Genomic DNA, 24,396 nt, shown 5'->3' with positions numbered 1-24,396 from the left:
TCCGCCTCCTCTGCTGAATACTCTGACACCCGGTTTTCCGGGTGTCTTCTTTTGAGGTGAGGTCATCATGATGAACCGCTACCTGTTTGAAGTGATCTTCAGTGCCGTCACGCTATGTGGTCTGGTGGTTGCCTGGCAATTGTTCCTGGCCAGCAGCTTCCTGTAATTATTGCCCGATAGGCGTTTCGTGCAGGTGCAGCCAGCGTAGCCCGTCTGCGGTCTGAGTAAAGACCACGGTGGAATAACGCAGGGTCGCAGGTTGGCCTGGCAGCGTTTGCTTCTCGCGATAGTTGACTACGGCCCCCGTTGGCCATTCTGCGACCATCTTCATTTCTTCGATCGCAATCTCCAGCCCCGGCTTTGCAGCCCGATGCGCCTGGAAAAATCCCTCCAGTTCGTTGGACCCCAGCTTGCTGCCGTTTAAGGCAATCATGCAAAAATCTGCCTGAAACCGCGCCAAGAGCGGTTGCAGTTCCCCAGCCCCTTTTCCCAGCCAGTCGGCGATAGCCACATGGGCGTCAATCACTTCGGTAAAATAACGATTCATCAGGATCCCTGTTCAGCGTTGAGATGGCGCACGATGGCGCGGTTGGTAATACGCAGGCACAGCAGCATCGGGAACAGCGTACTGGCTGCGGCGAGATAAAAACAGTAACGATAGGCCATGAGCGCCTCCATATGGCCGAGCAACAGATTGAGCAACAGGCTGAGCAGGGTAACGCCAAAGCAAAAGCTCAACTGGCGGTTGATATTCCATAGGGCGCTGGCATCGGCCAACTGGGTGTCGGCAATGGTGAGAAAGGCGCAGCTTTGTGCCGTGCTGCTACATAGGCTGCCACCCAGCCCCATCAAGGCAAACGCGAAGATTTGCCAGCTATGCTGCCCGGCATCTCCGATCTGCGATAAGGCCAGCATCCCCAGGCCTTGCAAAGCGCAACCGGCAATAAACAGCGGGCGCGGGCCGCAACGGTTGAAAACCTTGCCGGTCAGGGTGATAGCAGCGAAAGAGGCCAGTGACCAGGGAACCATCAGCCCGCCCACCTGAGTGGCCGACATACCCAGCTGGTTTTGCAGGTACAGCATCGCCACCAGGCTGACGCCGATGAACAGACCAGGGATGCACTGGTAGACGATCATGGCGATACGCAATTGTGGGTCCCGCACCAACCGCAGGTTCAGCAGCGGGTGTGGATGGCGCAGGCTGTGCCGCAGGTAGTAAGCAAACACCAACAGCCCAGCGAACAGCAAGCTAGCGCCTTGCAACAGCAAATGGGGGTCGCTCAGACGGGTCAGGCCAAGCAGGATCAAGGTAAGTGCCAGGCAGGCGCTAATCAGCCCGGTGACGTCCAGCCGCTTAACCTCGCTGGCCGCAGGCTCGTTACGCAGCCACAGAACGGCCAACAGCAAAGCCAGTGCCGCCAGCGGCAGGTTGCTGTAAAACACCCAACGCCAGTCAAGATGATCGACAATCAGGCCACCCAATGCCGGGGAGAGCACCGGGGCCAGCAGCCCCACCAGCATGATGGCGGCAGAAAGCCCGGCGCGTTCATGGCTGCGAAACAGCTGATAGGTGAGCGTTTGGCCAATCGGGATCAGCAACCCTCCGCCCATACCTTGTATCACCCGCCAGCCGATCAGTGCTTCGATCGAGCCAGCGCGGCCTGCCGCCGTGGTTGCCAGCATAAACAGCACCAACGACAGCAGAAAGACCTGCCGCCCGCCAATGCGTTGCGCTAGCCAGGCGCTGAGCGGGATCACCAGCGTCAGGCCAAGCAGGTAACCGTTGCTGATCCAGGCCAGTTGGCTGATGTTGGCCTGCAAAGCGTGTCCGATCGCCGGGTAGGCGACGTTGGCGATAAACATGTTGATCAGATCGACAAAGAATCCGAGCAGATAGACGATTGCCACTTTAGTGCGATAAGCCATGAAGCCTCCGGTTGAAGGCGTGCAGTGTAGCGGGCGGGAAAGGGCTGATAAATCGGCGCTGGGCGATTACACTGTCAAAAATATTTTGACAGTGGGTGGGTGAACGATGCTCAATTTAGCCAGATTAGCGATGTTTGCGGCGGTGGTCGACACCGGCAGTTTTACCGCTGCGGCGGAGGCACTGGGGCAAACCAAGGCGGTGGTCAGCTTTAACATCAAGCAGTTGGAAAGCGAGCTAGGCGTTTCATTGCTGGTGCGCAGTACGCGGCGGCTGTCACTGACCGATGCTGGCGAGCGTTTTTATCCACGTTGCCAACGGCTATTACAAGATGCGGAGTACCTGCTCGACGATGTGCGTCGCGATCATCACGGCTTGAGTGGCATTCTGCGCATCACAAGCACGCCGGAATATGGTGCGCAGGTTGTGGTTCCGGCCTTGGCCGCCTTCGCGCAGTTGCATCCGCGCTTACGCATTCAGCACGTTTCTTCTTCCTATCACGCGGATCTGATTTCCGAGCGGTTTGACGTGGCTATCCGTCTGGGTCAGTTGGCGGACTCCAACCATCATGCGGCGCTGATCGATAACTTCGCTATCTTGCCGGTAGCGTCTCCGGATTATCTTGCACGGCTGCCGATCGCGTCATTGCCTCAACTGGCTCAGGCTGCCTGGCTGGCCCACAGCCGCCTCCCTTCGCCGCTGAGTTGGCAAGTGCTCACCCCTGAACGTCAGGCGGTGTTGTTCAGGGTGGAAGATGACGCCAGGCTGATGGCCGATAGCGCCACCGCGTTGCTGACTTTCGCGTTACAAGGTGCGGGGGTGGCCCTGCTGCCAGAATGGTTGGTACGGCCCGTTATTGCCAACGGGCAGTTATGCCACCTGCTGCCAGATCATCAGTTCCCGGTACAGAGCATTTATGCGCTCTATCCCAACACGCGCCATGTGCCGGAGAAGGTGCGGGCGTTTATCGATTTCCTGCGGGCGCGGATAGCCACGGCTGAATAAAAGCCAGCACGGCAGCGATGGTTTGCTGGTGGGCGCGTTCACGCCCGGTGGGGGAAGAGCCACAGATAAAGGCTTCCCCTTCTTCTGCTAATATCTCCGGGGCGGCTGGCGTACAAAGCTGTAAGAAATCGAAGTGATTGCTGCCCGGCAAGACGACGGCCTTGATTGGCTGCTGCCCGCTGTGCGTTGCCAACGACTCAGCTCCCAGACTTTCCGGATCGCTGCCCGGCATAAAGCGTTGTGCGGCGATAACCAGCAGCGGCGCGCTGATTTGGCGCAGGCTGGCCGGTTGCAGATAGGGCACCATGCCTGGGTCCAGGGCGATGGCGAAGCGGATGCGGGCATCGGTGTAATTAGCGTCAAACTGGGTGGCAGAGATGCTGTTTTTGTTAACACCGGCATAAAACAGGCAGTTAGGCGAGCGAGGTTGGCGCTGGCAACCGGCGATAAAATCCTTTAACGCGACTTGGCCGCCAATTGCAGATATCGCGCTGTAACCCCCTTTGGAATGCCCTGCCACACCAATGGCCTGTGCGTTGATCCGCGGCTGCCATGTGCCATCCTTGAGCATGGCGTCGATCAGCGCCGAGATATCGCGCGTTTGTTGCCACAGTTCGAGCGATTTTGCCGGGATGGAATCACCGCTGGTACTGCCCGGATGATTGGCTGCAACCACGATCATTCCTTGTTCCACCAACGCCTTCGCCAGCCAGGCTTGGCTGCTATTGTTGCCACCGCTGCCGTGGCTGATGATCACCAAGGGAAAATGCCCGGTTGCCGGTGGGGCGTCTGGCAGAGCAGGGATGCCTGCAAATACCGGCCTGCCGCCAACCTGTTGCGGCTGGCCTTGGGCATGAGTGGGATAATAGATACGGCTAACCAATGGGCGATCGCCGTTATAAAACGTTTGCAGGCGGCTGGCAACCTGCCAGGGCGCGGCGGTGGCGACACTGCTAAACAGCAGGCACAAGATCCATAACTTTTTCATGATGACTCCTTCAAGGGGAAAACCAGACCATCGCATTCGCGTTCTCCTGGCGCGACCTCGATCGCGATCCAGGTCGTTAAGCAATTGTTTTAGCTGATTATGGTCACTACACTGGGGCGTTCCCGAATAACCACAGAGGTAACATGCCGCTTATCCCGCTGTCTTTTCTCTTCAGCCTGTTGTGCCTGGGGTTGATCGTGCGCCTTGGTTGGCCACGGCCACACCGTTGGCTGCTACAGCTGTTGCTGTTGATCTGCGCCTGGCAAAGCCTGCTGGTGGGGATCCGTTTTGGCTATCAGCAACCTTGGGTCGCTATTTTACAACCGCTGGGGGCCGCCCTGATCCCGCCCTTGTGTTATCTGGTGCTGATGCTGCAAGCCCGTGGGCCGATGGGCTGGCGCATTGTTGGGCATCTGACGTTCCCGCTATTGGTGCTATTGGCGCAGTGGCGCGTCTTGGCGGCGCTGGATGGGCTGATCGTTATTGGCTATCTCGGTTATGGCGCGGCTATTTTGCTGTACCTGCGGCGCGGTGAGAATGCCTTGCAGCAGGTGGCGCTGGCGGACAGTTGGCTGAGCTATCGCTTATGGTGCGGATTGGGCGGCCTGCTGATCGTCTGCGGCCTGACCGAGTTGGCGATCACCCTGGATTATTCGCTATTCGCCGGGAGGCATGCTGGCGCACTGGCGGCTTTTGGCAATGTGATGATGGTCTTGGGAGTCGGACTGGTGCTTGGCCGTGAGCGCCAACAGCAGGAACCCGAAGAACAGCCCTTGCCACCAGTGAAAACCGAGGCGCTAACAGAGGATGATGAGCACTGCTTTGAACTGATCAACCAGCGGCTCCGCCAGGACGATCTCTATCTGGAACCGGCACTGAACCTAGCCCGGCTAGCACGCAAGGTGGGCATACCGGCACGTAAGGTCTCCCAGGCGATTAACCAGCAAGCGGGGATGAACGTATCCCAATACGTGAATCAATTACGCATTCAGCAAGCGGCGCAGTGGTTGAGCAGCAGCGATCGCCCGGTGACCGAGATTATGCTGGAGGCCGGTTTCAGCACCAAATCCAACTTTAACCGTGAGTTTCTGCGGGTTCAGGGGATGAGCCCCAGCGAATGGCGTAGACAGCAGGCGGGGGGCCAATAGCTGCAGATTATTCCTAAACCAGAATGAGTACGGATAAATTAATTGTTTCATCTCCTGATTACGGTAAGGTCGCAAAGCTACCCAGAACTGAGAGGAGAAATAGATGTATTTACGGCCGGATGAAGTGGCTAAGGTGTTAGAGAGTACCGGTTTTGAGCGTGATTATGTCACCGATCAGACCTACGGTTTTCGCAAGGGCGAGCACTACGTGTATGTGAATCGGGAAGCGCGAATGGGCAGAATGGCGTTGGTGATCCACCCGGCATTGAAAGAGAAGAGCCTCCATTTTGCCACGCCTACCTCGTTGATGCGTAACAGCGAGCAGTATCTTGAGTTTCCCCTGGATTTAAGCGGTGATACGCCCAACACGCGTTACGGCATTCCTCACGGTTTCAGCTCCCGCGATGCGCTCTCGCGCTATCTCTACAGCATGTTCCTTTAAACTCTCCCCCGTAAGCGGGGGAAAGCTTCACCAGTTGCCCAATGCTTCCCGGTTATAGCGTTCGTTGTAGGCCCGGCGGAACTGCGCCAGTTCAAACGCATCCAGATCCAGTTCGGCAAAGTAAAACAGCGCCGCCTCGGTGTGTTCGGCATGCAGTTCCGGCGACAGCCCGGCACGCAGCAGCGTTTCCCGCCACAGGCCAATCTGCTCATCGTCCGCCTGCTTGATAAACGTCAGGTAGATAAACAGCATATAGGCGGCCTGATGCATCTCTTCGGTATAACCGTTGTTCAACATGCGGATAAAGCTTTGGCTGTGGCGGTTGCCCATTTCCTGCAGCATGGACTCCACCAGCATCGGTTTTACTTTCAGCAAATGCGCCAGTGAATCTATCGCCTTGCGGGTGTCGGAGGTCAGGACACGATAGCCAATAATGAAAACTACGATCAGGGCGGCGATGATGATCCACGTCATGTATGATTTTTACCGTCTTGGTGCGCAGCATCCGCGCCCGAAATTGTCAGTGTTGCTCGCCGCTGAAATTGTCTGCGGCCCGTTGTTTATTATGGACATGGCGATTAAAGGTGGCGGCATCTTGTGCCAGCGCATCCAAATGGGCACCCAGCATCTTGATCTGCTTGACCAGGGCATGCTGTTCCGGCACCGAACTGGCGGTGCTTAGTTTGTTGACCAACTGTTCATTCTGCATGCGCAGCGCGATTTCACGCCGTTGCGCTTCGGCCAGTTGCTGTTGCAGAGCCTGGTAGCTTTGTTGCCATTCACGGTGCTGCTGTTCGAAGCTGGCTTGTAACTCATTCATTGCATTCTGAAACTGGATTTCCAGCTCGCGCATATTCATGGGTTGGATCCTTTGCGGCACTCAATAATGGCCTGCAGTATAACGAAAACCGCTCACAACCTCACCCGTTGCCGTCAATTCCTTGCTTGCAACCCTGGCAAGGCGTCTTACAATCAAGCCATTCTCACTAAAAGCAATAGCCCCCAATGGGTGAAATCTCCCGAGAGTGATGTGAAATGAGCAACGAAGAGAACGATTTTTTTGCCCAGGCGATGGCCGATGTGAGGCCGTTATCCGCGGGGCAATCCACGCTGTACCTCAAGGCGCAGGATCCCGTCGATAAACGTGCTCGCCGGGAAGCTCAGGCGTTACAGTTGGAGAACTTCCTCAGCACCGGCTTTCTGGACATTATTCCCTGCGATACCCCGCTGGAATATAAGGGCGAAGGTATTCAGCAAGGGGTGCTAGACAAGCTGCGTCACGGCCACTATCCACCACAGGTCAGCCTCAACCTGTTGCGTCAGCCGGTCGAGAACTGCCGCCAGGCGCTGTTCCGCTTTATCATCCAGGCGGAGAAAGACAGCCTGCGTTCGTTGCTGATTGTGCATGGCCGTGGGCGGACAGATCAAAGCCATCCGAACATCATCCGCAGCTACCTGGCCAAATGGCTGGGGCAGTTTGAGCAGGTGCAGGCGTTTTGCCGGGCACTGCCACGTGACGGTGGTGAAGGGGCGTGCTATGTCACCTTACGTAAGTCTGCTGCTGCCAAGGCGGATAACTTCGAACGGCATGCCAAACATAGCCGCTAAGGTATGAGCATGGCGGCGCAGGGGAGCGCCGCCACAGGGGAGAGCTAGCGTTTAAACCACTTATAATCCAGAGAGTAACGGCCAGCACCGGTGACGGCAAGCAGCAGCAGACCGGCGATAATACTGATGTTTTTAAAGAAGTTGATTTCGTTGCCGATCATTTCTGCCCCGCTAAAACGCCAGAACGGGTGGCCGATAAAGGCGGTACCCAGCACATAAAGCGCATAAATGATGGCTATCGGCCGGGTGAAGGCCCCCAGCACGATGAAGATACCGAAAATGAACTCCACCACCACGGCGACAACCGCGGCCAGGTAAGGCATTGGCGTACCGTAGCCCTCCATCGCCGTGACCGTGGCACCAAAGTTGGTCAGCTTCATCCAACCGAAAATCAGAAACAGGATCATCAGCAAAATTCTGGCCAACAGAATGGTGCCGTCTTTTACACTTTCGCTCATTGTGAACCCCTTAACCACTACCCAAAATAGGTTGCTGTACCTGGTAAATACTAGATCAACTTCACATTTTATCTAGGGAGATGGCGTGAGAGAGCTCACGGAATATCAGCAGACGCCGAAGTCGCCGTCTTCGTGATAGGGGTTCACTTCGTTGGCCTGCACCTCGGTGCGTTGCTCTACCCCCAGTTCGACCCAACTGCATATCAGCGCCTCTCCATCCTCTTCGATAACGGTCATTTTTGGCCCACCGGTTTTACGCTGCACAAAATCACCCACGCTAAATGACATATCGTTTCTCCAGATCTGTTAGGGGGAAAACTGAGTATAGGAGACCGGAGGGATCCCTCTATAAACATTCCTCAACTGCCACCTTACGCAGGGGGGGGCCTGCTTAGATGCCCGATAAATTGCCGTTTGTGCCTGAATTGGTTAAGTATTATGCTGGAAGCAGGAAAATCACTCTATTTAGGGAACATCATGACAATTGAAATTCGCCCGGCGGTGAAAGCCGATGCCAAGCTAATTCTGGATATGATCATCGAGCTGGCCGTGTACGAAAAGGCTCGTGATGAGGTGCGTACCAACCAGGCAGAGATCGAGGAAAGCCTGTTTGGCCCCAACGCCTGCGCAGAGGCGCTGATTTGCAGTGTCAACGGCGAGCCAGCAGGCTATGCGGTGTTCTTTATGAGCTACTCGACCTGGCTGGGTAAAAACGGCATCTATCTGGAAGATTTGTATATCACTCCCAAGTGCCGTGGGGCGGGAACGGGCAAAGCCTTGCTGCGCCATATCGCTCAGCTTGCCTGCGAACGCCGTTGCGGACGCCTGGAATGGAGTGTGCTGGACTGGAATCAGCCAGCGATTGATTTCTATCTCAGCATTGGTGCGGCTCCGCAAGATGAATGGGTGCGCTATCGTATGGAAGGCAAGGTACTCGAGCAGTTTGCCATGTCTTGATCTGCGCCCGTTTCGCGGGAGGCATCTCCTCCGAAGGTTAAGATTGAATGCTTTTTTCCACCGCTGGCGCTATCCTCCCGTCATAGTGCTGCACCAATACCTTCGTTTTCTGCTCGGTTTTCCCCCTGCTTTGTCCTGTGAGGTTTCCTACAACACCCATCGATGGGCGGCTTTGCCTCGTCTGGGTACACTAGAGCCAATAAAAATAAGGAGGTCTTATGCGGGACATTCAACAGGTTTTGGGGCGCTGGGGCGTGTGGGCACGGGAAAGTTCTTCTCTGGGATATTCGCATATCGCCGCCGGTTTTAAAGGGTTGCTGCCGGGCAGTAGCAAACAGCAGGCCTCTTGCTGTGACGAGGACGGCTTGGTGGTCGATCGCGCCGTTGCTCACCTGCAGGCCCTTCGTCAGCCGGAGGAGTTGGAACTGATCTTGCGTTACTACGTTTACGGGCAATCGAAGTCCGCCATCGCTCGCGGCTGGAAATGTTCGGAAGGCCGGGTAAGGCAACAGATGCAGGTGGCAGAAAGTTTTATCGAGGGTTGTCTGGTCAGCCAGAATATTCGTTTGGAAATGGACAGATAAACGATGACCGATAATAAAAATTAAAAAATTTTTAAATTGAAGTAATTACTACCCCGCAATGCGGGGTGGTTTTGTTATTTTAAATTAATGGCGAAAAATAAATTAATAAAATCTATTCGCTACGAGTTTTATCTAGTAAATTGATAGCGTGGTTATTGCGTTTCGCAGTTGGTAAAAATATTTTTTAAAATAAACTTCTCGCTACGAATTATATCAGCTAGAGTGCTATTACTGGTTTAACCCAAGGTGATGCACTCTTATCAATAGGGTTAAACCAGGAGGCGCCATGAGCACCTTGCGTATTAATGATTTATTTGAGTCCAGGTTAACGGCCTGGGCTGAAGAGAACAGTATTAAATACACCTTGGCAAACGTGACGTTTACGGCGGATGACGATCTTCATCTGGAACCGTTTATTGCTCCGGAGCCTGCGGTGGCGTTAGGTATTTCCCAAGAGGTGCAGACCTACAGCGGGAATTATCAGGTTAACATTGTGATGAAGAAAGGGACGGGCGCGAAAACTGGCTATCAACTGGCGGAAGAGATAATTTCATTATTCCCCAGGGGATTGGTGCTGGCGGACGATGCTTTTAACTGTTATGTCAACGCTGGTGGCAATATCCTGCCAGCGATTGCCAAAGATGAATTATATACCCTGCCGGTGACTATCGGTTATTGGGCCGGGTATTAATGCCACAATAGTGTAGTCAACATCGCTGGGGGGAAACTCTCCAGCAAGTAAACCAAGCATACCGCCATCCGGCGGTTTTTTTATATCTGAAATTGGAGAATTACCATGGGTTTTGCATTACCAAATGGCGCCACCGTATTTGCTGGCGCGCCAACAGCACCAGGCGTAGTCACTACCGCAGTCAGCAATGCTAACGGCGCCGTATTTACCGTGGCCACCGGCCACACTCTGAAAGTGGGTGATATCGTAATGGTACGCTCCGGTTGGGGCCTGATCGACAGCCTGGTGGCCAAGATCACTGCCCAAGTGGATACCAGCATCACCATCGGTGCCATCAATACTACCGACGTGAGCTTCTTCCCGGCCGGTGGCGGCAAAGGCTCCTTGCAGAAGATCGCCAACTGGACGCAAATTCCTCAGATCACCGAGGTAGCGCAGTCTGGCGGCGATCAGCAATACGTGCAGGTGCAGTTCCTGGAAGACGATCGTCAGCGTAACCTGGCCACCTTTAAAGCGGCCAAAACGCAGACCTTTACCTTTGCGCACGATGCTTCTCAGCCGATCTACAGCCTGCTGCAGGATGCCGATCGCAATGGCATCACGCTGGCGTTCTACATGCATGTGCCAAAAGCCAAGGAGCTGCGCTACTGGTCTGCGGTACCGGCGTTTGATCCGCAACCGACCACCGCGGTTAACCAGGTTGAAACCGTACAGGTGGCGCTGGCGGTGCAGTCTTGCGATATGACGTTCTACAAAGTGACTGCTTAAACAGTCCATCAGCGAGCCCGATATTTTTCGGGCTCGATTTTTTTGCCGAATTATTCAACGATAGAGAGATAATCATGACCGAATTTAACCTGACACCGAATCCAACCTTTAAAGTCGACGTTAGCATTCCTCGCGCAGGTGACAGTGATGGGGTATTGACGTTTACTTTCAAACACAAAAAGCGCAGTGAATTGGAAAAACTGGAGAAAGCGCTTCGTGAGGCCAGCGAAGAGCAGTTGAGCTCTGGCAACTATAGCAATCTACCGATGGCCGACTTCTTACGTGAGATCTGCGCCACTTGGACTTTACCCGATGAGTTGAATCAGGAAAGTCTAATCACTTTGCTGGACAACTATCCACGTGCTTTTGATGCTATCGCTACGGCTTATACCAAAGAGCTGATGGCGGTACGAGAAAAAAACTAATCGCGCTTGCTGAAGCCTTCTATTCGCCGGAAACGCCCCGTGAAGAACTGGCCGCATTTGGTCTATCTCCTGATGACTATGAAACAACCGTTCTCGATGTTTGGCCGGATATGCAGCCTGCATTCCAACTTTTTCAGGCGATGGCAACCCAATGGCGTACCGGTATGGGAGGTATTACGGGGTTAGATTACAATTGCCTTCCCTGGTTAATGCGGGTTTATGCCGTGGAGGATGAAGCAAGCGTGTTAAATGACATCCGAATTATGGAAACCGCAGCGCTTAAGGTGATCCACCAAAAATAATCGTCTGCGATGATGCCAGCCTTGAGCTGGCTTTATTGTTATAGCCAGGAGTAAGGCATGGCAGATATTACAACTATGACGCTGCGTGTTAATGCCAGTGATTTGCAGCGAGCTAATAGAGATCTGGTTGATTTGCAAAGCAACATTTCTGTGGCAACGAGTCGATTCGAAATGTTGAATCGTACGTTACGCAGCGGAATGCAGGAGATCAGCCGTTATAGCAATATTGGTAGACAACTGTCTCAGCTAGGAGATAGTACCAATGCATTTATCGTTAACTTGAGAAGAAGCACTGCAGCAATAGAAGAATACCGGCAAGCGCTGGAAGGGATTCAGGGACAAGCTTCGAATACAGCTTCCATTTCTGGCTCTACCTCTGGAGATTTTGGTTGGAAAGAGGCTTTGGACCAAGGTTCACAGCTAGTAGATACCTATGATCAGGTGCAGAAAGTACTTGCTCCATTAGGAAGGATGGGACCTCTGATTGCTGTAGCTGTGGGCACTACAGCATTACTGGGTACCGCATATTACCAAGGTGCCAAAGAGGCCGAAGAGTTTAACAAACAGTTAATTCTCACCGGCGACTACGCAGGTAAATCATCTTCCCAGTTACAAGAAATGGCAAAAGCTATCTCGGGTGATGGAATTACACAGCATACTGCTGCAGGCATACTTGCTCAGGTAGTTGGTTCAGGTTCATTCAACGCAAGCCAACTAGAAACGGTAGCTAAGACTGCAGCTGCAATGCAGGAAGCAACTGGCCAATCTGTTGATGTGACCATCAGTAACTTCCAGAGACTTTATGACAGCCCGACTAAAAGTTCTGTAGAGTTAAATAAACAGATGCATTATTTAACCTCATCCCAGTACGAATATATTTCGTCATTAGAGAAACGAGGATACAAGGAGGAAGCTGGTGAGGCTGCTGCAAAAGTGTACAGCGAGGCGGAGCGGCAACGTAGCAGAAAAATTTTAGATAATCTTGGCTTGATAGAGCGAGCGATTAAAGCTGTAAATGATGCTAAAAAATCTATGTGGGATTCGCTATTAGATGTTGGGCGGCCAATATCAATGGAAAATAATCTTGCGGAATTACAGAGTGAGCTTGATAATCGACAAAAGGCACTTTTACCTGAACGAGAAAAACCGGTCTCATATGGTTATACCAGCAGGATTGGGGAAGGGTTAGGTGGAGATGATTATGAGCAACGGAGATATAATCAACTTGCTAGAATCAATGATTTAAAAGCGCAAATAGCATTAATACAGACAGTTATAGATTTGAATGGTGTTGTTACGAAATCAACTAATAATGCAACGCAAGCTGATGAAGCCAGAACGGCGTCCCTAAAATATCAAAATGATGTATTATCCAAAAATCAGTCATGGCAACAAAAACGCAACGCCGCCTTAACTGAGCTTTGGCGGATGGTCGCAAAAGCCCCGAAAGATTGGAGTGATGAGGATCGTAAAAAAGCGGTTGACCAGATCAATGCTGATAATAAACCGCCAGTAGCTATAAGTTCTCCTAAGTATTATGACGAACAGCCCGCGAACATACTCAAGCAAGAGCAAGAGCGGTTGGCTTTATTGAATGATGAAAATCATGCGCTCATGATCCAGGATAATAAGCTTATCAGCCTTACCGAAGGAGGGAAACGTCTAGCGATGCTGGATAGGGAAATAAATCGTCTTCGTGGGGAAAACCGTCTGTCATTGCAAGAACAATCCATTCTCAAGGGTAAAGAAGCGCTAAAAACGGCAATCCTTGAAACTGAGCAGCAGGAAAAGTTTAATCAGGAAAAACGCCAAGGATTGGAATTAGAACTTAAGATGGAGCAATACACGAGAACGGTGGAAAATCGTTCTGTACAGGAGTTGAAGAAGTATGGGCTAAGTAAACGAGAGCAGTCTCGCATTGATGAGCGTAATCAACTTAAAAATGCTTTCATTGAGGGGGGCGGAAAATTTGGTATTGACGATAAAGCTACAGGACCTGGTGCAGAGAAATACAATATAGCTAGAGATACTCAGGAGCAATTCTATGTTGATGATGATAAAAAACGCGGGAATTGGCTGCTAGGAGCACAAAAAGGTTGGAACGAATATCTGGACTCTGCGACCAATGTATATGATTCAATGGCCAATATCGGCCAAGCGACCTTTAGCGGTTTATCAGACATGCTTACCAGCATGGTGACCACTGGCAAAGCCAACTTCCAAGAGTTTACCGCCTCAATCCTGAAAATGATTATCCAGGTGATTAACCAACTGCTAGTAGCTTTTGTCATCCAAAAAGCAATGGGTTGGATTAACCCATCGGCTGCAGCAACAGGACATTCCAGTGGTGGCTATACCGGTGACGGCGGCAAATACGATCAGGCGGGCGTGGTACACCGTGGCGAGTTCGTGATGACCAAAGAAGCTACCCAGCGGATCGGCGTGGGCAATCTCTACGCCATGATGCGCGGCTATGCGGAGGGGGGGCTGGTGGGCGGCAACAAAGCCCCGATGTACGGCCTGGCGGCAGAGCAGGGAGGCGGCATTACGGTCAACAGCACCGTAGTAATGAACAATGACGGCTCCGCGAATGCGGCCAATAGCTCCTCTGCCGGTGACGGCATGGGCAAGCTGGTGCAGGGCATCGTTAATCAGGCGATCACCGAACGTTTGGGCAAAGAGCTAAAGCCGGGCGGCCTGATCTGGAATGCCTCAGCGGCCCGCTGAATCTTCTTATCAATCATCAATAGTAACAACCGCAGCCTGGCATCAGGCCTGACCAATCGCTCCTTATCGGGGGCAATGTCTGGCCCAGCGACTGACGGTTATTACTGCTCGGAGTTTTTATGCTTATCGATACCTTTCAATGGCAAACCCAGGCCTCGCCTAGCGGTAACTTTGTCCATAACGTCAGAAGTGCGCAGTTCGGCGACGGCTATAAACAGGTCAGCAGCAATGGGTTGAACCAGGCGGTGCAGCAGTGGCAATTGGCCTATACTGGCCATCCGGCCGTGACCCAGTCGATGCTGGCCTTTTTAAATCAACACGTGCTCGTCGCCTTTTTCTGGACGCCGCCCAACGGCAAGAAAGCGCTATTTCGCGTCAAATCGGATTCAATTTCCGTCACACCGCTTGCGCGCAATGTGGAGGCGTTGAGTTTTGCCTTTGAACAAGCCTTCGGCGTATAGGTGCAATCATGTCATTTAACAGTCAAGTGCAAAAGCTGGTGCCTGGGGAACTGATCCAGCTGATTGAAATTGATGGCACCGCCTTTGGCGCGGCCATCATGCGTTTTCATGCGCACAATATTCCCCACACTCAGGCCGAGATCGCGGCGGCGGGCAACGATGCCCAGCGGCTGAAACCAAAATCGATCTGGTGGCAGGGAAACGAGTATGAAGCCTATCCCTACGAGATCACCGGCCTGGCAGCAACCAGCGATGGTTCGCAACCAACGCCCAGGCTCAGCGTCGCCAACCTCAGCAATCTGGTGTCCTCACTGTGCCTGACCTTCAACGACATGGTGCAGGCGAAAGTGCGGGTACACGACACCTTTGCCAAATACCTGGATGCGGTCAACTTCCCCGAGGGGAACGCGCTTGCCGATGCTTCGCAGGAGCGAGTGCAGGTTTTCTACATTGACAGCAAAAGCACCGAAACCAACAGCGTGGTGGAGTTCCAGCTCTGCACACCGTTCGATCTGCAAGGCCAACAATTGCCCTCGCGGCAAATTCACGGGCTTTGCACCTGGTGCATACGGGGTTGGTACCGCAGCGGCAGGGGTTGCGATTACAGCGGCGGAGCCTGTTTTGATAAGGACGATGAACCGATCGACGATCCGGCGTTGGACGTCTGTGGTGGCCGGGTGTCCTCCTGCAAAAAACGCTTTGGTGATGCGCAACCCCTGGCCTTTGGCGGGTTCCCAGGCTCCAACCTGTTGGGGAGGTAATGATGCAGGCTGAAATCATGCAGGCCATCTGTGAGCATGCCGCAGCGGAGTATCCCAATGAGTCCTGCGGTTTTGTGGTGCAGAACGGGCGTAAGGCGCGTTATCTGCCGTGCCGCAATGTGGCGGAAAACGCGTTGGATAACTTTGTCATTTCCCCCCAGGAATACGCGCAGGCGGAGGATCAAGGCGAGATCATTCGCATCATCCACAGCCACCCAGATGTGCCCGTGTTGATCCCTTCGGAGATGGATCGCCTGCAGTGCGATCACTCGGGCATTGTCTGGGGCATCGTCTCGTGGCCGGAAGGGGATTACACCGAAGTTGTGCCACGCGGTGAGCGCCCGTTGGTTGGGCGCAGTTGGCTGTTGGGGCATGCCGACTGCTGGTCATTGATCCGGGATTATTATCGCCACGAACACGGCATCGCGCTGAACGATTACTCGGTAGAACATGAATGGTGGATCGACGGCAAAACCCGCCTGTATGACGATCATTGGTACGCCGAAGGGTTCCGAGAATTTCAGGGGCCGATGCGCGCGGGCGACATGATCATGATGCAGGTTTCAGCCCCGGTCACCAACCACGCGGGCATCTATCTGGGAGACGGCGTGATGCTGCATCACCTGTTCGGCCAGCTCAGCCAGCGTTATCCCTACAGCGGATATTTTCAGGAGCGGACGGTACGCGTAGTCCGCCGAAAGGAGCTTCTATGATGCAAACAACAAGACTGATCCGGTTGGGTGGCCAACTGGGCAAAAAGTTCGGTAAAACTCATCGGCTGGTGGTGGCGGATACGCGCGAAGCGCTGCGGGCTCTGTGTATCACCTTGCCCGGATTTGAGAGCTTTATGATGAATGCCCATAAGGACGGCGTGCAGTTTGCCTTCTTCAATGGCTCGCAGAATATCGGCCTGGCCGAGTTTGCTACCTCCAAAGGCAACGCCGATATCCGCATTATGCCGGTGATTGCCGGGAGTAAGAGTGGCGGGATGTTCCAGATTGTCATCGGCGTGGCGGCGTTGGTCGGGGCATTCTTTACCGCTGGTGGATCGATGGCAGCTTGGGGGACGGCATTAGCGGCTAAAAGTGCTGTGGTAACCGGTTTAACAATGATGGGGACATCGATGGTACTCGGCGGTGTAACGCAACTGATGACGCCACAGCCGAACTTCGGCATGTCCTCTTCCCAATCGGTAGAAAACAAACCGTCCTATGCCTTTGGCTCACCGGTCAACACCACGGCGCAGGGCTACCCAGTGCCGGTGCTGTACGGCGAGCGGGAAATCGGTGGCGCGGTGATTTCCGCCGGTATTTACGCCGAAAATCAGCAATAACGCCCCTTTAGGGCATTTTTCTTTAGGTCGCACTCGCGGCCTTTTTTTATGGGCGTGATATGACAAAGACACTTATTCATGGGCGCAAGGGCGGTGGTGGATCGGCGCATACGCCGGTTGAAGCTCCCGATGATTTGCAGTCCAACGCTAAAATCAAAATCCTGCTGGCGCTGTCTGAAGGGGAAATTGCCGGTGAGTTAGACGGCACCCGCATCCTGCTCGACGGCACCCCGGTGCATAACCCCGATGGCAGTGAAAACTTTACCGGCCTGAAGTGGGAGGTACGTAACGGCACCCAGACTCAGGATTATATCCAGGGCATGCCGGATGTGGAGTCTGAAACGCCGGTCAACGTCAAGCTGACCACCACTAACGTCTGGACCAAAACCTTCACCCGAACCGATATCGACGCGCTGCGCATACGCATGGGCTTCCCTGCGCTGTTCCAGCAGGAAGATAACGGCGATATGAACGGTTCGCAGGTAGAATATCTGATTGAGCTTTCCACCGACGGCGGAGCCTATCAAACCGTGGTCACCGGCACGCTAAAGGGCAAAACCACCAGCCTGTACGAGCGCGATCACCGGATTAATCTACCTAAGGCAACCACCAGCTGGACGCTGCGCATCAAGCGCATCACCCCAGACTCCACCAGCAGCAAGCTGGTAAACACGACCCAGATCCAGACCTACACCGAGATCGTAGACGCCAAGTTCCGCTATCCCAACACCGCCTTGCTGTTTATCGAGTTCGATGCCCAGCAGTTCAGCTCGGTACCGAAAATTACGCTCAAGCCGAAGGGCAAAATCATCCGCGTGCCGGCCAACTATGATCCGCTGGCGCGAACCTACAGCGGCAATTGGGATGGCAGCTTTAAGTGGGCCTGGAGCAACAACCCGGCCTGGGTGTTTTACGATATCGCGCTGGACAAGAATTACGGCTTAGGCAACCGGGTGACCGCCGCCGAGATCGACAAATGGGGGTTGTACAGCATCGCGCAGTATTGCGATGAGCTGATTGATGATGGTCTGGGGGGCGGGGGCAAAGAACCGCGTTTCCTGTGCGACGTGTATATCCAGTCGCAGCAGGATGCCTACACCGTATTGCGTGATATCGCCGCCATCTTCCGCGGCATTACCTACTGGGGCAACGACCAGCTGTTTGCCTATGCGGATATGCCACGTGATGTGGATTTCGTCTATTCGCGGGCCAACGTCATTGGCGGTGAATTTGCCTATGCGTCGGGTTCTTACAAGAATCGCTATACCTCGGCGCTGGTGAAATGGGGCGATCCGGCCAACCATTATGCCGACGCGGTGGAAGCGGCTTACGATAACGAACTGGTGAAGCGCTACGGCGTTAACCAGACTGAAATCACCGCCATTGGCTGCACGCGGCGCACCGAGGCTCACCGCCGTGGGCGCTGGGCGATCCTGAGTAACGCCAAAGATCGTACCGTCAGCTTTACCGTCGGGTTGGACGGCAATATCCCGCTGCCAGCTCGGATCATCGGCATTGCGGATGCCATGCTGGCAGGCAAGACCAACGGCGGGCGCATCCATTCCGCGCAGGATCGCGTGGTGGTGCTGGACCGTGAAGTGGAGTTTGGCAAAGGCGATCGCCTGATCGTCAATCTGCCGGACGGCACGGCACAAACTCGCACTATCGCCAGTATCGCGGCAGACAAGCTTACGGTGACGCTGACCGCCCCGTTCCGCCAGCAACCAGAGCCTGAAGCGGTCTGGAGTTTCGATTCCGACAACCTGGCGATCCAGCAGTTCCGCGTGGTGTCGGTCCAGTCCAACGATGATGGCACCTTCGCCATTAACGCCGTTGAGCACGATCCGGATAAATACGCCTTTATCGATAACGGCATCCGCCTGGATGCGCCGCCAATCACCGTCACGCCACCAGGAGCAATGCCTGCTCCGGCGAATATCGCCATCTCGCGCTACGACTACGTCAGCCAGGGGATTAACGTTGCCTCAATGCGGGTGCACTGGCGGGCTGTCGCAGGCGCGGTGACCTATGAAGCGCAGTGGCGCAAAGATAATGGCAACTGGGTAAATGTGGGGGCGACGCCTTCACTCGGGTTTGATGTTAACGGTATTTATGCCGGTAACTATGACGTACGGGTGCGTGCGGTGAATGCGGTGGGCGTTTCCTCGCAGTGGGGTCATGCCGAGCCGAGCTATCTGGCAGGAAAAGCGGGTGCGCCGCCCAAGATTGTTGCGCTGACGGCAACCCAGGATGTGGTGTTTGGCATCCAGCTTGCCTGGGGCTTTGGCCAGAACTCTGCCGACGGCCTGAAAACCACCCTGATGGTAGCCAGCCGGGCGGATTTCGCCGACGAACGCTTATTGGCCGATGTGCCTTATCCGCAGCATCGCTATGACATGCAAGGTTTGCGTGCCGGGCAGGTGCTGTATTTCCGTGCGGCCTTTACCGACAAAACCGGCAACCAGTCCGACTGGAGCGAGTTTGTGCGCGGGATGGCTTCGGACAGTGCGGACGTGGTGCTGGCGCAAATTGCGCAAAGCATTACCGAGACCGAACTGGGCAAAGATCTGTTGGAGAAGATCAACAGCCTGCCTTCGGATCAGAACGTCCAGGATCTGGCCGAGAAGATCGCCCAGGCGCAGGCCGATATCGAGGCGAACAGGGATGCGCTGCAAGGGGATGTCGATACCCTGCAAGCGGCGCTGAACAAGGTTAACGCCGAGCTGGCGGGCCGGAATGCCGATCTGAGCAATGCTGTCGACGTGCTGCAACAGGATTTGACGCAGTTGGGCAAAGCCGCCATCGAAAACAGCCTGACCATCGAGCATAACCGCCAAAAACTCTCCCAGGCCCAGGAGGTTCTGAATAGCGATATCAAGGACGCACGCGGGGAAATTGACAGCACCCGCGCCAGCTTGGCGCGAGCAGATGCCGAACTGCAAGCCAAGGTCGATGCCCTTACCGGTGGCACCAACGCGGCAATGGCTCAGGTTGCTTCGCAGATCACACAATTGCAGGATGATGATCAGCAACTGGCCAGTAAACTTGACGTGGTGATTGCCAAGGCCGAAGGGAACGCCGCACAAATCGCGCAGGAGCAAGCGGCGCGTGTGGATGCCGATGGGGCGTTAGCCAAGGATATCAGCTCGGTGAAAGCCACGGCGGATAATCAGCAGGGTTTGATTATCAAGCTGGAGCAGGCGCAGGCCGATGCCGATTCTGCTTTGGCTAAGGTGGAATCCAATGTTTCTGCCAACGCCAAGGCAATCGGCAGCAACAAGACGGAACAGGACAAGGTTAACTCGCAGGTTACGCAGAAAACCGAAGCGCTGGCCGATCAGCAGAAAACGCAGGGCCAGCAGCTCAGCGGGCTGACTTCCGAGTTTAGCGAAAACCGTGCTGACGTAACCCAACAGCTAAAAACGCTGGCGGCGACAGACTCGGCTCAGGCCCAGCAGATTTCCGGCCTGGAAGCCAGCACGGGCAGTAACACTGCGGCTATCCAGGCAGAGGCGAAATCCCGTGCCGATGCCGACGGTGCGCTGAGCCAACGGGTTGACGTGATCCAGGCTACCGGCCAGGAAAACACGGCGGCCATCACCCGCCTTGGCATCGCGCAAACCGAAGCCGAAAGCAGCACGGCCAGCCTGCAACAGGCATTGGAGGCCACGGCCAAGGCGAATATCGAACAGGCGCTTAAGCAGGATAACGATGTTCAACGTCTGGACGAGAGCAGCGCCCGGTTAACCACGGCGCAAACCGTTTTCGCCGATCGGCAGCAGGCGCAGGCCCAGCAGATCACGCAGCTGGACGCGAACTTTGGCGACGTGTCTGCGCAGTTACAGCAGGAGATCACCACCAGGGCCAGCGAGACCGGCGCGTTGTCACAACGCTTTGACCATCTGAGCGCAGATGTCGGCAGTAATCAGGCCGAGGTGGATCAGCGTTTGCAGGCGCTGGTGGATAGTGGCAGTGCTCAAGCGTCGTTAATTAGCGGCCTGGGGGCGGCCAGTGGCGAAAATAAAGCGGCGATCGCCGCTGAATCGCAAGCGCGAACCACGGCGGATGAAGCGTTATCTCGACAATTGAGTTCGCTGGATTCCACCGTTGGGCAAAACACGGCGGCCATCAACGATCGGCTGCAGACGTTGGCCAATCAAGACTCGGCCATGGCGGAGCAGATTGGTTCATTAACGGCGACCTCTGGCGAAAACAGCGCGGCGATCGGCGAGCTGAAGCAGGCACAAACTGACTCGGCAGGTTCGCAGGCTTCACTTAGCAGCTCGCTTGAAGCCATTGCCAAGGCGGATATCGAACAGTCGTTAAAGCAGGCGGAAGACGTTATCAGCAATGACGTGGTCACCGCATCGATCAAGACCCAGCAGAACGTAATGGCGGACGATCAGCGCGCCCAGGCGCAGCAGATCACCGAATTACGGGCAAGCTTTGGTGATGTTGATGCGCGCTTGATGACGGAGCAGACGGTACGTGCGGAAGCAGACAAGGCGTTATCCCAGCAGGTGACAGCGCTAGCAGGCACCGTGGGGGACAACAATGCCCAACTCAATCAGCAGCTGCAGGTGCTGGTGGATACGGACAGCGCCCAGGCCAAGCTGATTAACGACCTGACCAGCCGAACAGGGGCGAATGAGGCTTCGGTTACCGCCCTGAGCCAAACGCTGACCGATAGCAATAGCGCGACGGCTCAGCAAATTGGCGCTTTGCAATCCGCTACTGGTGACAATACTTCGGCTATTACTTCGCTGTCGAAAACTGTGACCGATAACCAATCGGCAACGGCTAACGATATCAAGTTATTGAATACGGCGGTGGGGGATAACAAGGCGGCAGTCCAGCAGGTGAGTTCTGCGCAGGCGACCTTGGATGGCAAGGTCTCTGCAACCTGGTCGGTAAAAGTTGAAACCAGTAAGAAGGGGGAAAGCAGCGTTGCCGGTTTGGCATTGGGGGTGGATGACGCCGGTAACCGGCAATTCCTGGTGCGGGCCGATCGATTTGCCTTGGTGACCAAAGATGAAGGCAATGTGTCTGTTCCCTTCGCCGTGCAAAATGGCCAGACGTTTATTAACTCGGCGTTTATTGCTGATGGGACGATTACTAACGCGAAAATAACGGGGTGGATAGGCTCTGATAACTTCATTGATGGGAGGCAGGGCTGGGCTATCAATAAGTCTGACGGTAACGCTCAGTTTAATCAGGTTTCTGTTCGTGGAAATATCTATGCGGATGGTGGATATTTTAGGGGCGATATCACTGGGGCTAATGGAACATTCTCGGGAACTATTTACGCCAATAAAATAATAGGCGATCTAGTAGATAGCAACAGTATGTCTAACGTGATTAACATCTCTAGGCACATTAATAGGGAGTCTTATGTTGATATTCCATTGGTTACTATAATGGCGTCCAGCTTTGAGAAAAGAGGTGTAATACAAGGGCTGCTACCTAATGGATTAAGTCACTATCCAGAACGAGGGGTATCTGTGGCTCCGGGGAATGTAGCAAGTGTATGGGGGTATGGTGGTGCCAATGGCTCAATTGCTTTGTTATTAAATGGCAATGTGATAGCTAAATCATATAGAGACTATAGTGCTAATGGCTATTTACCTGAGATAATAAGCAGCATACCCATAACCATAAAAGCCGGTAGTAGTGATAATCAGTTGATATTGAGAGTGTTCAATAATGGATACGAGGCAAACTGGGTGGGGGTTTTCTTGCAATGCTCCATTATATTGTCTCGCTCAACACAGAATATTATTTTTAATAACATTACTAACTAAAAACCGCCGCGAGTGGTTTTTCATTTTTTGGAGTAAGAATCTATGTGGTACAAAACAGGCACTATCAATTTAATCGCTAATAACGCCACCGTGACGGGTACCGGCACCGCTTGGGCCGATGCCAAGTTTGGTGTAATGCCAGGTATGATTTTACTGGCCCCGGATAATAAGTTGTATGAAGTTAAACAGGTTAATAGCAATACCTCACTGACCCTGAATAGCAACTATGCCGGTTCAACGGCCAGCGGGCAGAGTTACGCTATTATCACTACCTATGAAGGTGACATCAGCCAATTCTCCGCTCGCTTTGCGGCAATGCTGACCTTCTTCCAAGGCAGCCGCAATGATACGGTGAGTTGGTTCACTGGCTCTGGGGATATGATCTTTACCAAGGATGATGGTACAAAGCTAACTGTGCCAACATTAGCGAAGATCCAAACTGATTATGTTTCTAGGTCATCGACTCTTGACCAGAGTATTGCGAGTTCGGTGTTATTTTCTAAACCCGTTCGATTATCTACATCTTCAAATGCAACTGGTTTTATACCAGCTTCACAAGGGGCTTGGGTTTCATGGAATAGAAAAACATCGGCTGATGATGGCCTTACTGGTGCGACAGACTTTATCACTCACAAAGGTGCCTTCCAGGGAGGATGGAACTTTTGGAGCTCAAATGGCACAACTGCGGACCTATCGGCAAGAATTAGCGCAGCAGGATATTTGACAACTGCAGGGGGAGTTAACTCAACTGGTGATCAAATTATGCAGTCCGGAAGTACTACCCCTAACCTATTGCTTCGATTTAGAGATGCTGCAGGGATAGAAAAAGGTGCGGTTTATAGCGACACATCAACAGGACAAATGACGATTCGATGGGGAGGTGCTTCGCATAGCCTAATTGGTAAAGCGGATGGTCAGCTTAACGTCCCACGAACTTTAACATTTAATTCAATTCACTCTCAACCTACAGATGTTCCTGACGTTTCCAATCTTCCGGTTATATTTAGAGGGCATGATACAGCAAGCTTCGATCGACCAAATAATTTTACAATTGGTACTTGGTTTGGTTTTTCGATTATTCCCACTTGTGGAAATGAGATATTAGGTCCGGGGGTTGAACGAGGTAAGCCTGTATTCTTTGTTAACTCTCGTTCAGGTACTGCACATGTTTTAAATAATTTATATGTTGGGGATAAAGCTGTAATTAAAGTTGGCGACTTCGGTTTGGGTGTCACAAATAGTTCAGAGGTTTTTGATTTTACTAGAAACTCATCACCTTCCGGTATACATCGTGCAGTGGAAGGCCAAAATGGTGCACCAGCAGGTGGTTCCGCAATGGTTGGGATGACGGCTTCTATTTCCGGGGCTTACTCAGGGCATATCTATACATCTCATGGAGCTACACCAGGGGCAATAAAGCTACATGCCGGTTGGACACGTTCCAATGGAACATTAGACTTTGTTTCCGCATGGCATAGTGGCAATACTACGGTTGATTCAAATGGTTTCATTAAGAAAGCCTCACCTATCGCCCGTCTCTCCAGCAACCTAGAGAAAATGCCCGACGAATATCTGGATGGCTTTACCCTGTCCGGGCTGGCGGCGGTAAATGGCGAGGCTGCGGGCGTTACCGCTGAGCGACTCTCGGTTGGCGTATACAAAGTGACGGGTTCGCTAGGTTTCGCGCTGGAAGGCTGGAATATCGAAGTCCCACAAGACGTCAACGGTAACCGCCTATGCTTCGTCGCCACCGAAGCGGCCGAAGACGGTACTATCACGGTCAAGGTCAGCAAACGCCGCTTTGATATTGATACCGCAGCAATCGTTGCAGGGGAGCCGATGGATATTCCTGAAGGGCGCTGGATCGATCTGCGTTTGGAAATGCCGCCGGTTGAGGAAGTTCAGAGCGAGCCAGAACCGGAAAGCCACGAAGGCGAAATGGCGAGCGAGTAAGTTGTACCGACAGTGAAACGGTGTTGTCCTGAAGTTGCCCAGAACCGTTCGCTGTGAATA

At 53.5% G+C, this 24,396-nt stretch carries 24 protein-coding genes; 17 read left to right on the top strand and 7 right to left on the bottom strand.

The features are described from left to right. Window positions 1-166 precede the first annotated feature (166 nt). Both KGP21_RS21895 and KGP21_RS21890 read right to left on the bottom strand, forming a co-directional pair. A complete protein-coding gene (locus tag KGP21_RS21895) occupies window positions 167-547 on the bottom strand; it encodes a DUF4440 domain-containing protein (RefSeq protein ID WP_115160030.1) in 381 nt (126 codons plus the stop codon). Then, window positions 547-1,926: an MFS transporter gene (locus KGP21_RS21890; RefSeq protein ID WP_223536324.1), complete on the bottom strand. Its 1,380-nt coding sequence runs from the start codon at window positions 1,924-1,926 to the stop codon at window positions 547-549. The genes KGP21_RS21895 and KGP21_RS21890 overlap by 1 nt, the downstream gene beginning before the upstream one ends. A 106-nt stretch (window positions 1,927-2,032) precedes the next feature. On the opposite strand from KGP21_RS21890, the gene KGP21_RS21885 reads away from it, so the two are divergent. Beyond that, entirely contained in the window at window positions 2,033-2,929 is an 897-nt protein-coding gene (locus KGP21_RS21885; RefSeq protein ID WP_223536321.1) for a LysR family transcriptional regulator, read from the top strand. On the opposite strand, the gene KGP21_RS21880 is transcribed toward KGP21_RS21885, so the two are convergent. After that, window positions 2,889-3,917 (bottom strand): dienelactone hydrolase, encoded by a 1,029-nt coding sequence (locus KGP21_RS21880; protein ID WP_209530176.1) that lies wholly within the window; start codon window positions 3,915-3,917, stop codon window positions 2,889-2,891. The two genes, KGP21_RS21885 and KGP21_RS21880, sit on opposite strands and share 41 nt — an antisense overlap. Window positions 3,918-4,060: 143 nt before the next feature. On the opposite strand from KGP21_RS21880, the gene KGP21_RS21875 reads away from it, so the two are divergent. After that, entirely contained in the window at window positions 4,061-5,065 is a 1,005-nt protein-coding gene (locus tag KGP21_RS21875; protein WP_223536318.1) for an AraC family transcriptional regulator, read from the top strand. A 103-nt stretch (window positions 5,066-5,168) separates the two neighbouring features. Then, window positions 5,169-5,507, top strand: coding sequence for a DUF2002 family protein (locus tag KGP21_RS21870; RefSeq protein ID WP_021178947.1), 339 nt, complete (start codon window positions 5,169-5,171; stop codon window positions 5,505-5,507). Between the two features lie 27 nt (window positions 5,508-5,534). On the opposite strand, the gene KGP21_RS21865 is transcribed toward KGP21_RS21870, so the two are convergent. Both KGP21_RS21865 and KGP21_RS21860 read right to left on the bottom strand, forming a co-directional pair. After that, window positions 5,535-5,981, bottom strand: coding sequence for a DUF1198 family protein (locus KGP21_RS21865; RefSeq protein WP_059201588.1), 447 nt, complete (start codon window positions 5,979-5,981; stop codon window positions 5,535-5,537). 46 nt (window positions 5,982-6,027) lie between these two features. Next, complete coding sequence (locus tag KGP21_RS21860; protein WP_021178945.1) at window positions 6,028-6,366, bottom strand: MbeD/MobD family mobilization/exclusion protein; 339 nt, start codon at window positions 6,364-6,366, stop codon at window positions 6,028-6,030. A gap of 176 nt (window positions 6,367-6,542) precedes the next feature. On the opposite strand from KGP21_RS21860, the gene smrA reads away from it, so the two are divergent. Then, on the top strand, window positions 6,543-7,115 hold the full coding sequence (smrA, locus tag KGP21_RS21855) for a DNA endonuclease SmrA (protein ID WP_037376550.1): 573 nt from the start codon (window positions 6,543-6,545) through the stop codon (window positions 7,113-7,115). Window positions 7,116-7,159: 44 nt separating this feature from the next. Here the strand turns inward: smrA and KGP21_RS21850 are convergent, their stop codons facing one another. Further along, entirely contained in the window at window positions 7,160-7,573 is a 414-nt protein-coding gene (locus tag KGP21_RS21850) for a DoxX family protein (protein ID WP_021178944.1), read from the bottom strand. Window positions 7,574-7,678: 105 nt separating this feature from the next. Further along, window positions 7,679-7,861 carry a YodC family protein gene (locus KGP21_RS21845; RefSeq protein ID WP_223536316.1) on the bottom strand — a complete coding sequence of 61 codons (183 nt, stop codon included), beginning with the start codon at window positions 7,859-7,861 and terminating at the stop codon, window positions 7,679-7,681. A 189-nt stretch (window positions 7,862-8,050) separates the two neighbouring features. Between KGP21_RS21845 and KGP21_RS21840 the strand changes: the two genes are divergently transcribed. From KGP21_RS21840 to KGP21_RS21780, 13 genes are all read left to right on the top strand, one after another. Continuing rightward, window positions 8,051-8,530 (top strand): GNAT family N-acetyltransferase, encoded by a 480-nt coding sequence (locus KGP21_RS21840; RefSeq protein WP_209523724.1) that lies wholly within the window; start codon window positions 8,051-8,053, stop codon window positions 8,528-8,530. Window positions 8,531-8,748: 218 nt separating this feature from the next. Next, window positions 8,749-9,114 carry an antiterminator Q family protein gene (locus tag KGP21_RS21835; protein WP_021807641.1) on the top strand — a complete coding sequence of 122 codons (366 nt, stop codon included), beginning with the start codon at window positions 8,749-8,751 and terminating at the stop codon, window positions 9,112-9,114. 286 nt (window positions 9,115-9,400) lie between these two features. Then, a complete protein-coding gene (locus tag KGP21_RS21830) occupies window positions 9,401-9,805 on the top strand; it encodes a phage tail terminator-like protein (RefSeq protein ID WP_071683971.1) in 405 nt (134 codons plus the stop codon). A gap of 105 nt (window positions 9,806-9,910) precedes the next feature. Further along, on the top strand, window positions 9,911-10,573 hold the full coding sequence (locus KGP21_RS21825; RefSeq protein ID WP_021807643.1) for a phage tail protein: 663 nt from the start codon (window positions 9,911-9,913) through the stop codon (window positions 10,571-10,573). A 74-nt stretch (window positions 10,574-10,647) separates the two neighbouring features. Further along, on the top strand, window positions 10,648-10,998 hold the full coding sequence (locus KGP21_RS21820) for a phage tail assembly chaperone (RefSeq protein ID WP_029711939.1): 351 nt from the start codon (window positions 10,648-10,650) through the stop codon (window positions 10,996-10,998). Between the two features lie 110 nt (window positions 10,999-11,108). Next, window positions 11,109-11,300 carry a DUF1799 domain-containing protein gene (locus KGP21_RS21815; protein WP_024530935.1) on the top strand — a complete coding sequence of 64 codons (192 nt, stop codon included), beginning with the start codon at window positions 11,109-11,111 and terminating at the stop codon, window positions 11,298-11,300. Window positions 11,301-11,357: 57 nt separating this feature from the next. Further along, window positions 11,358-14,027 (top strand): phage tail tape measure protein, encoded by a 2,670-nt coding sequence (locus KGP21_RS21810; protein ID WP_223536314.1) that lies wholly within the window; start codon window positions 11,358-11,360, stop codon window positions 14,025-14,027. Window positions 14,028-14,146: 119 nt separating this feature from the next. Beyond that, window positions 14,147-14,488 (top strand): phage tail protein, encoded by a 342-nt coding sequence (locus KGP21_RS21805; RefSeq protein WP_024486957.1) that lies wholly within the window; start codon window positions 14,147-14,149, stop codon window positions 14,486-14,488. An 8-nt stretch (window positions 14,489-14,496) separates the two neighbouring features. Beyond that, window positions 14,497-15,249, top strand: coding sequence for a phage minor tail protein L (locus KGP21_RS21800; RefSeq protein WP_115160038.1), 753 nt, complete (start codon window positions 14,497-14,499; stop codon window positions 15,247-15,249). 2 nt (window positions 15,250-15,251) lie between these two features. After that, window positions 15,252-15,962 carry a C40 family peptidase gene (locus tag KGP21_RS21795; protein ID WP_179247093.1) on the top strand — a complete coding sequence of 237 codons (711 nt, stop codon included), beginning with the start codon at window positions 15,252-15,254 and terminating at the stop codon, window positions 15,960-15,962. Continuing rightward, window positions 15,959-16,582 (top strand): tail assembly protein, encoded by a 624-nt coding sequence (locus KGP21_RS21790; protein ID WP_223536312.1) that lies wholly within the window; start codon window positions 15,959-15,961, stop codon window positions 16,580-16,582. Before KGP21_RS21795 ends, KGP21_RS21790 begins: the two co-directional genes overlap by 4 nt. A 59-nt stretch (window positions 16,583-16,641) precedes the next feature. Beyond that, a complete protein-coding gene (locus KGP21_RS21785) occupies window positions 16,642-22,383 on the top strand; it encodes a DUF1983 domain-containing protein (protein WP_223536310.1) in 5,742 nt (1,913 codons plus the stop codon). Between the two features lie 42 nt (window positions 22,384-22,425). After that, window positions 22,426-24,336 (top strand): hypothetical protein, encoded by a 1,911-nt coding sequence (locus KGP21_RS21780; RefSeq protein WP_223536308.1) that lies wholly within the window; start codon window positions 22,426-22,428, stop codon window positions 24,334-24,336. Window positions 24,337-24,396: the final 60 nt, after the last annotated feature.

Source organism: Serratia sp. JSRIV004 (genome assembly GCF_019968705.1).
Taxonomy (GTDB): Bacteria; Pseudomonadota; Gammaproteobacteria; order Enterobacterales; family Enterobacteriaceae; genus Chania; species Chania fonticola_B.
Note: the sequence above shows the minus strand (reverse complement) of the source record. Positions and strands in the feature narration are given on the sequence as shown.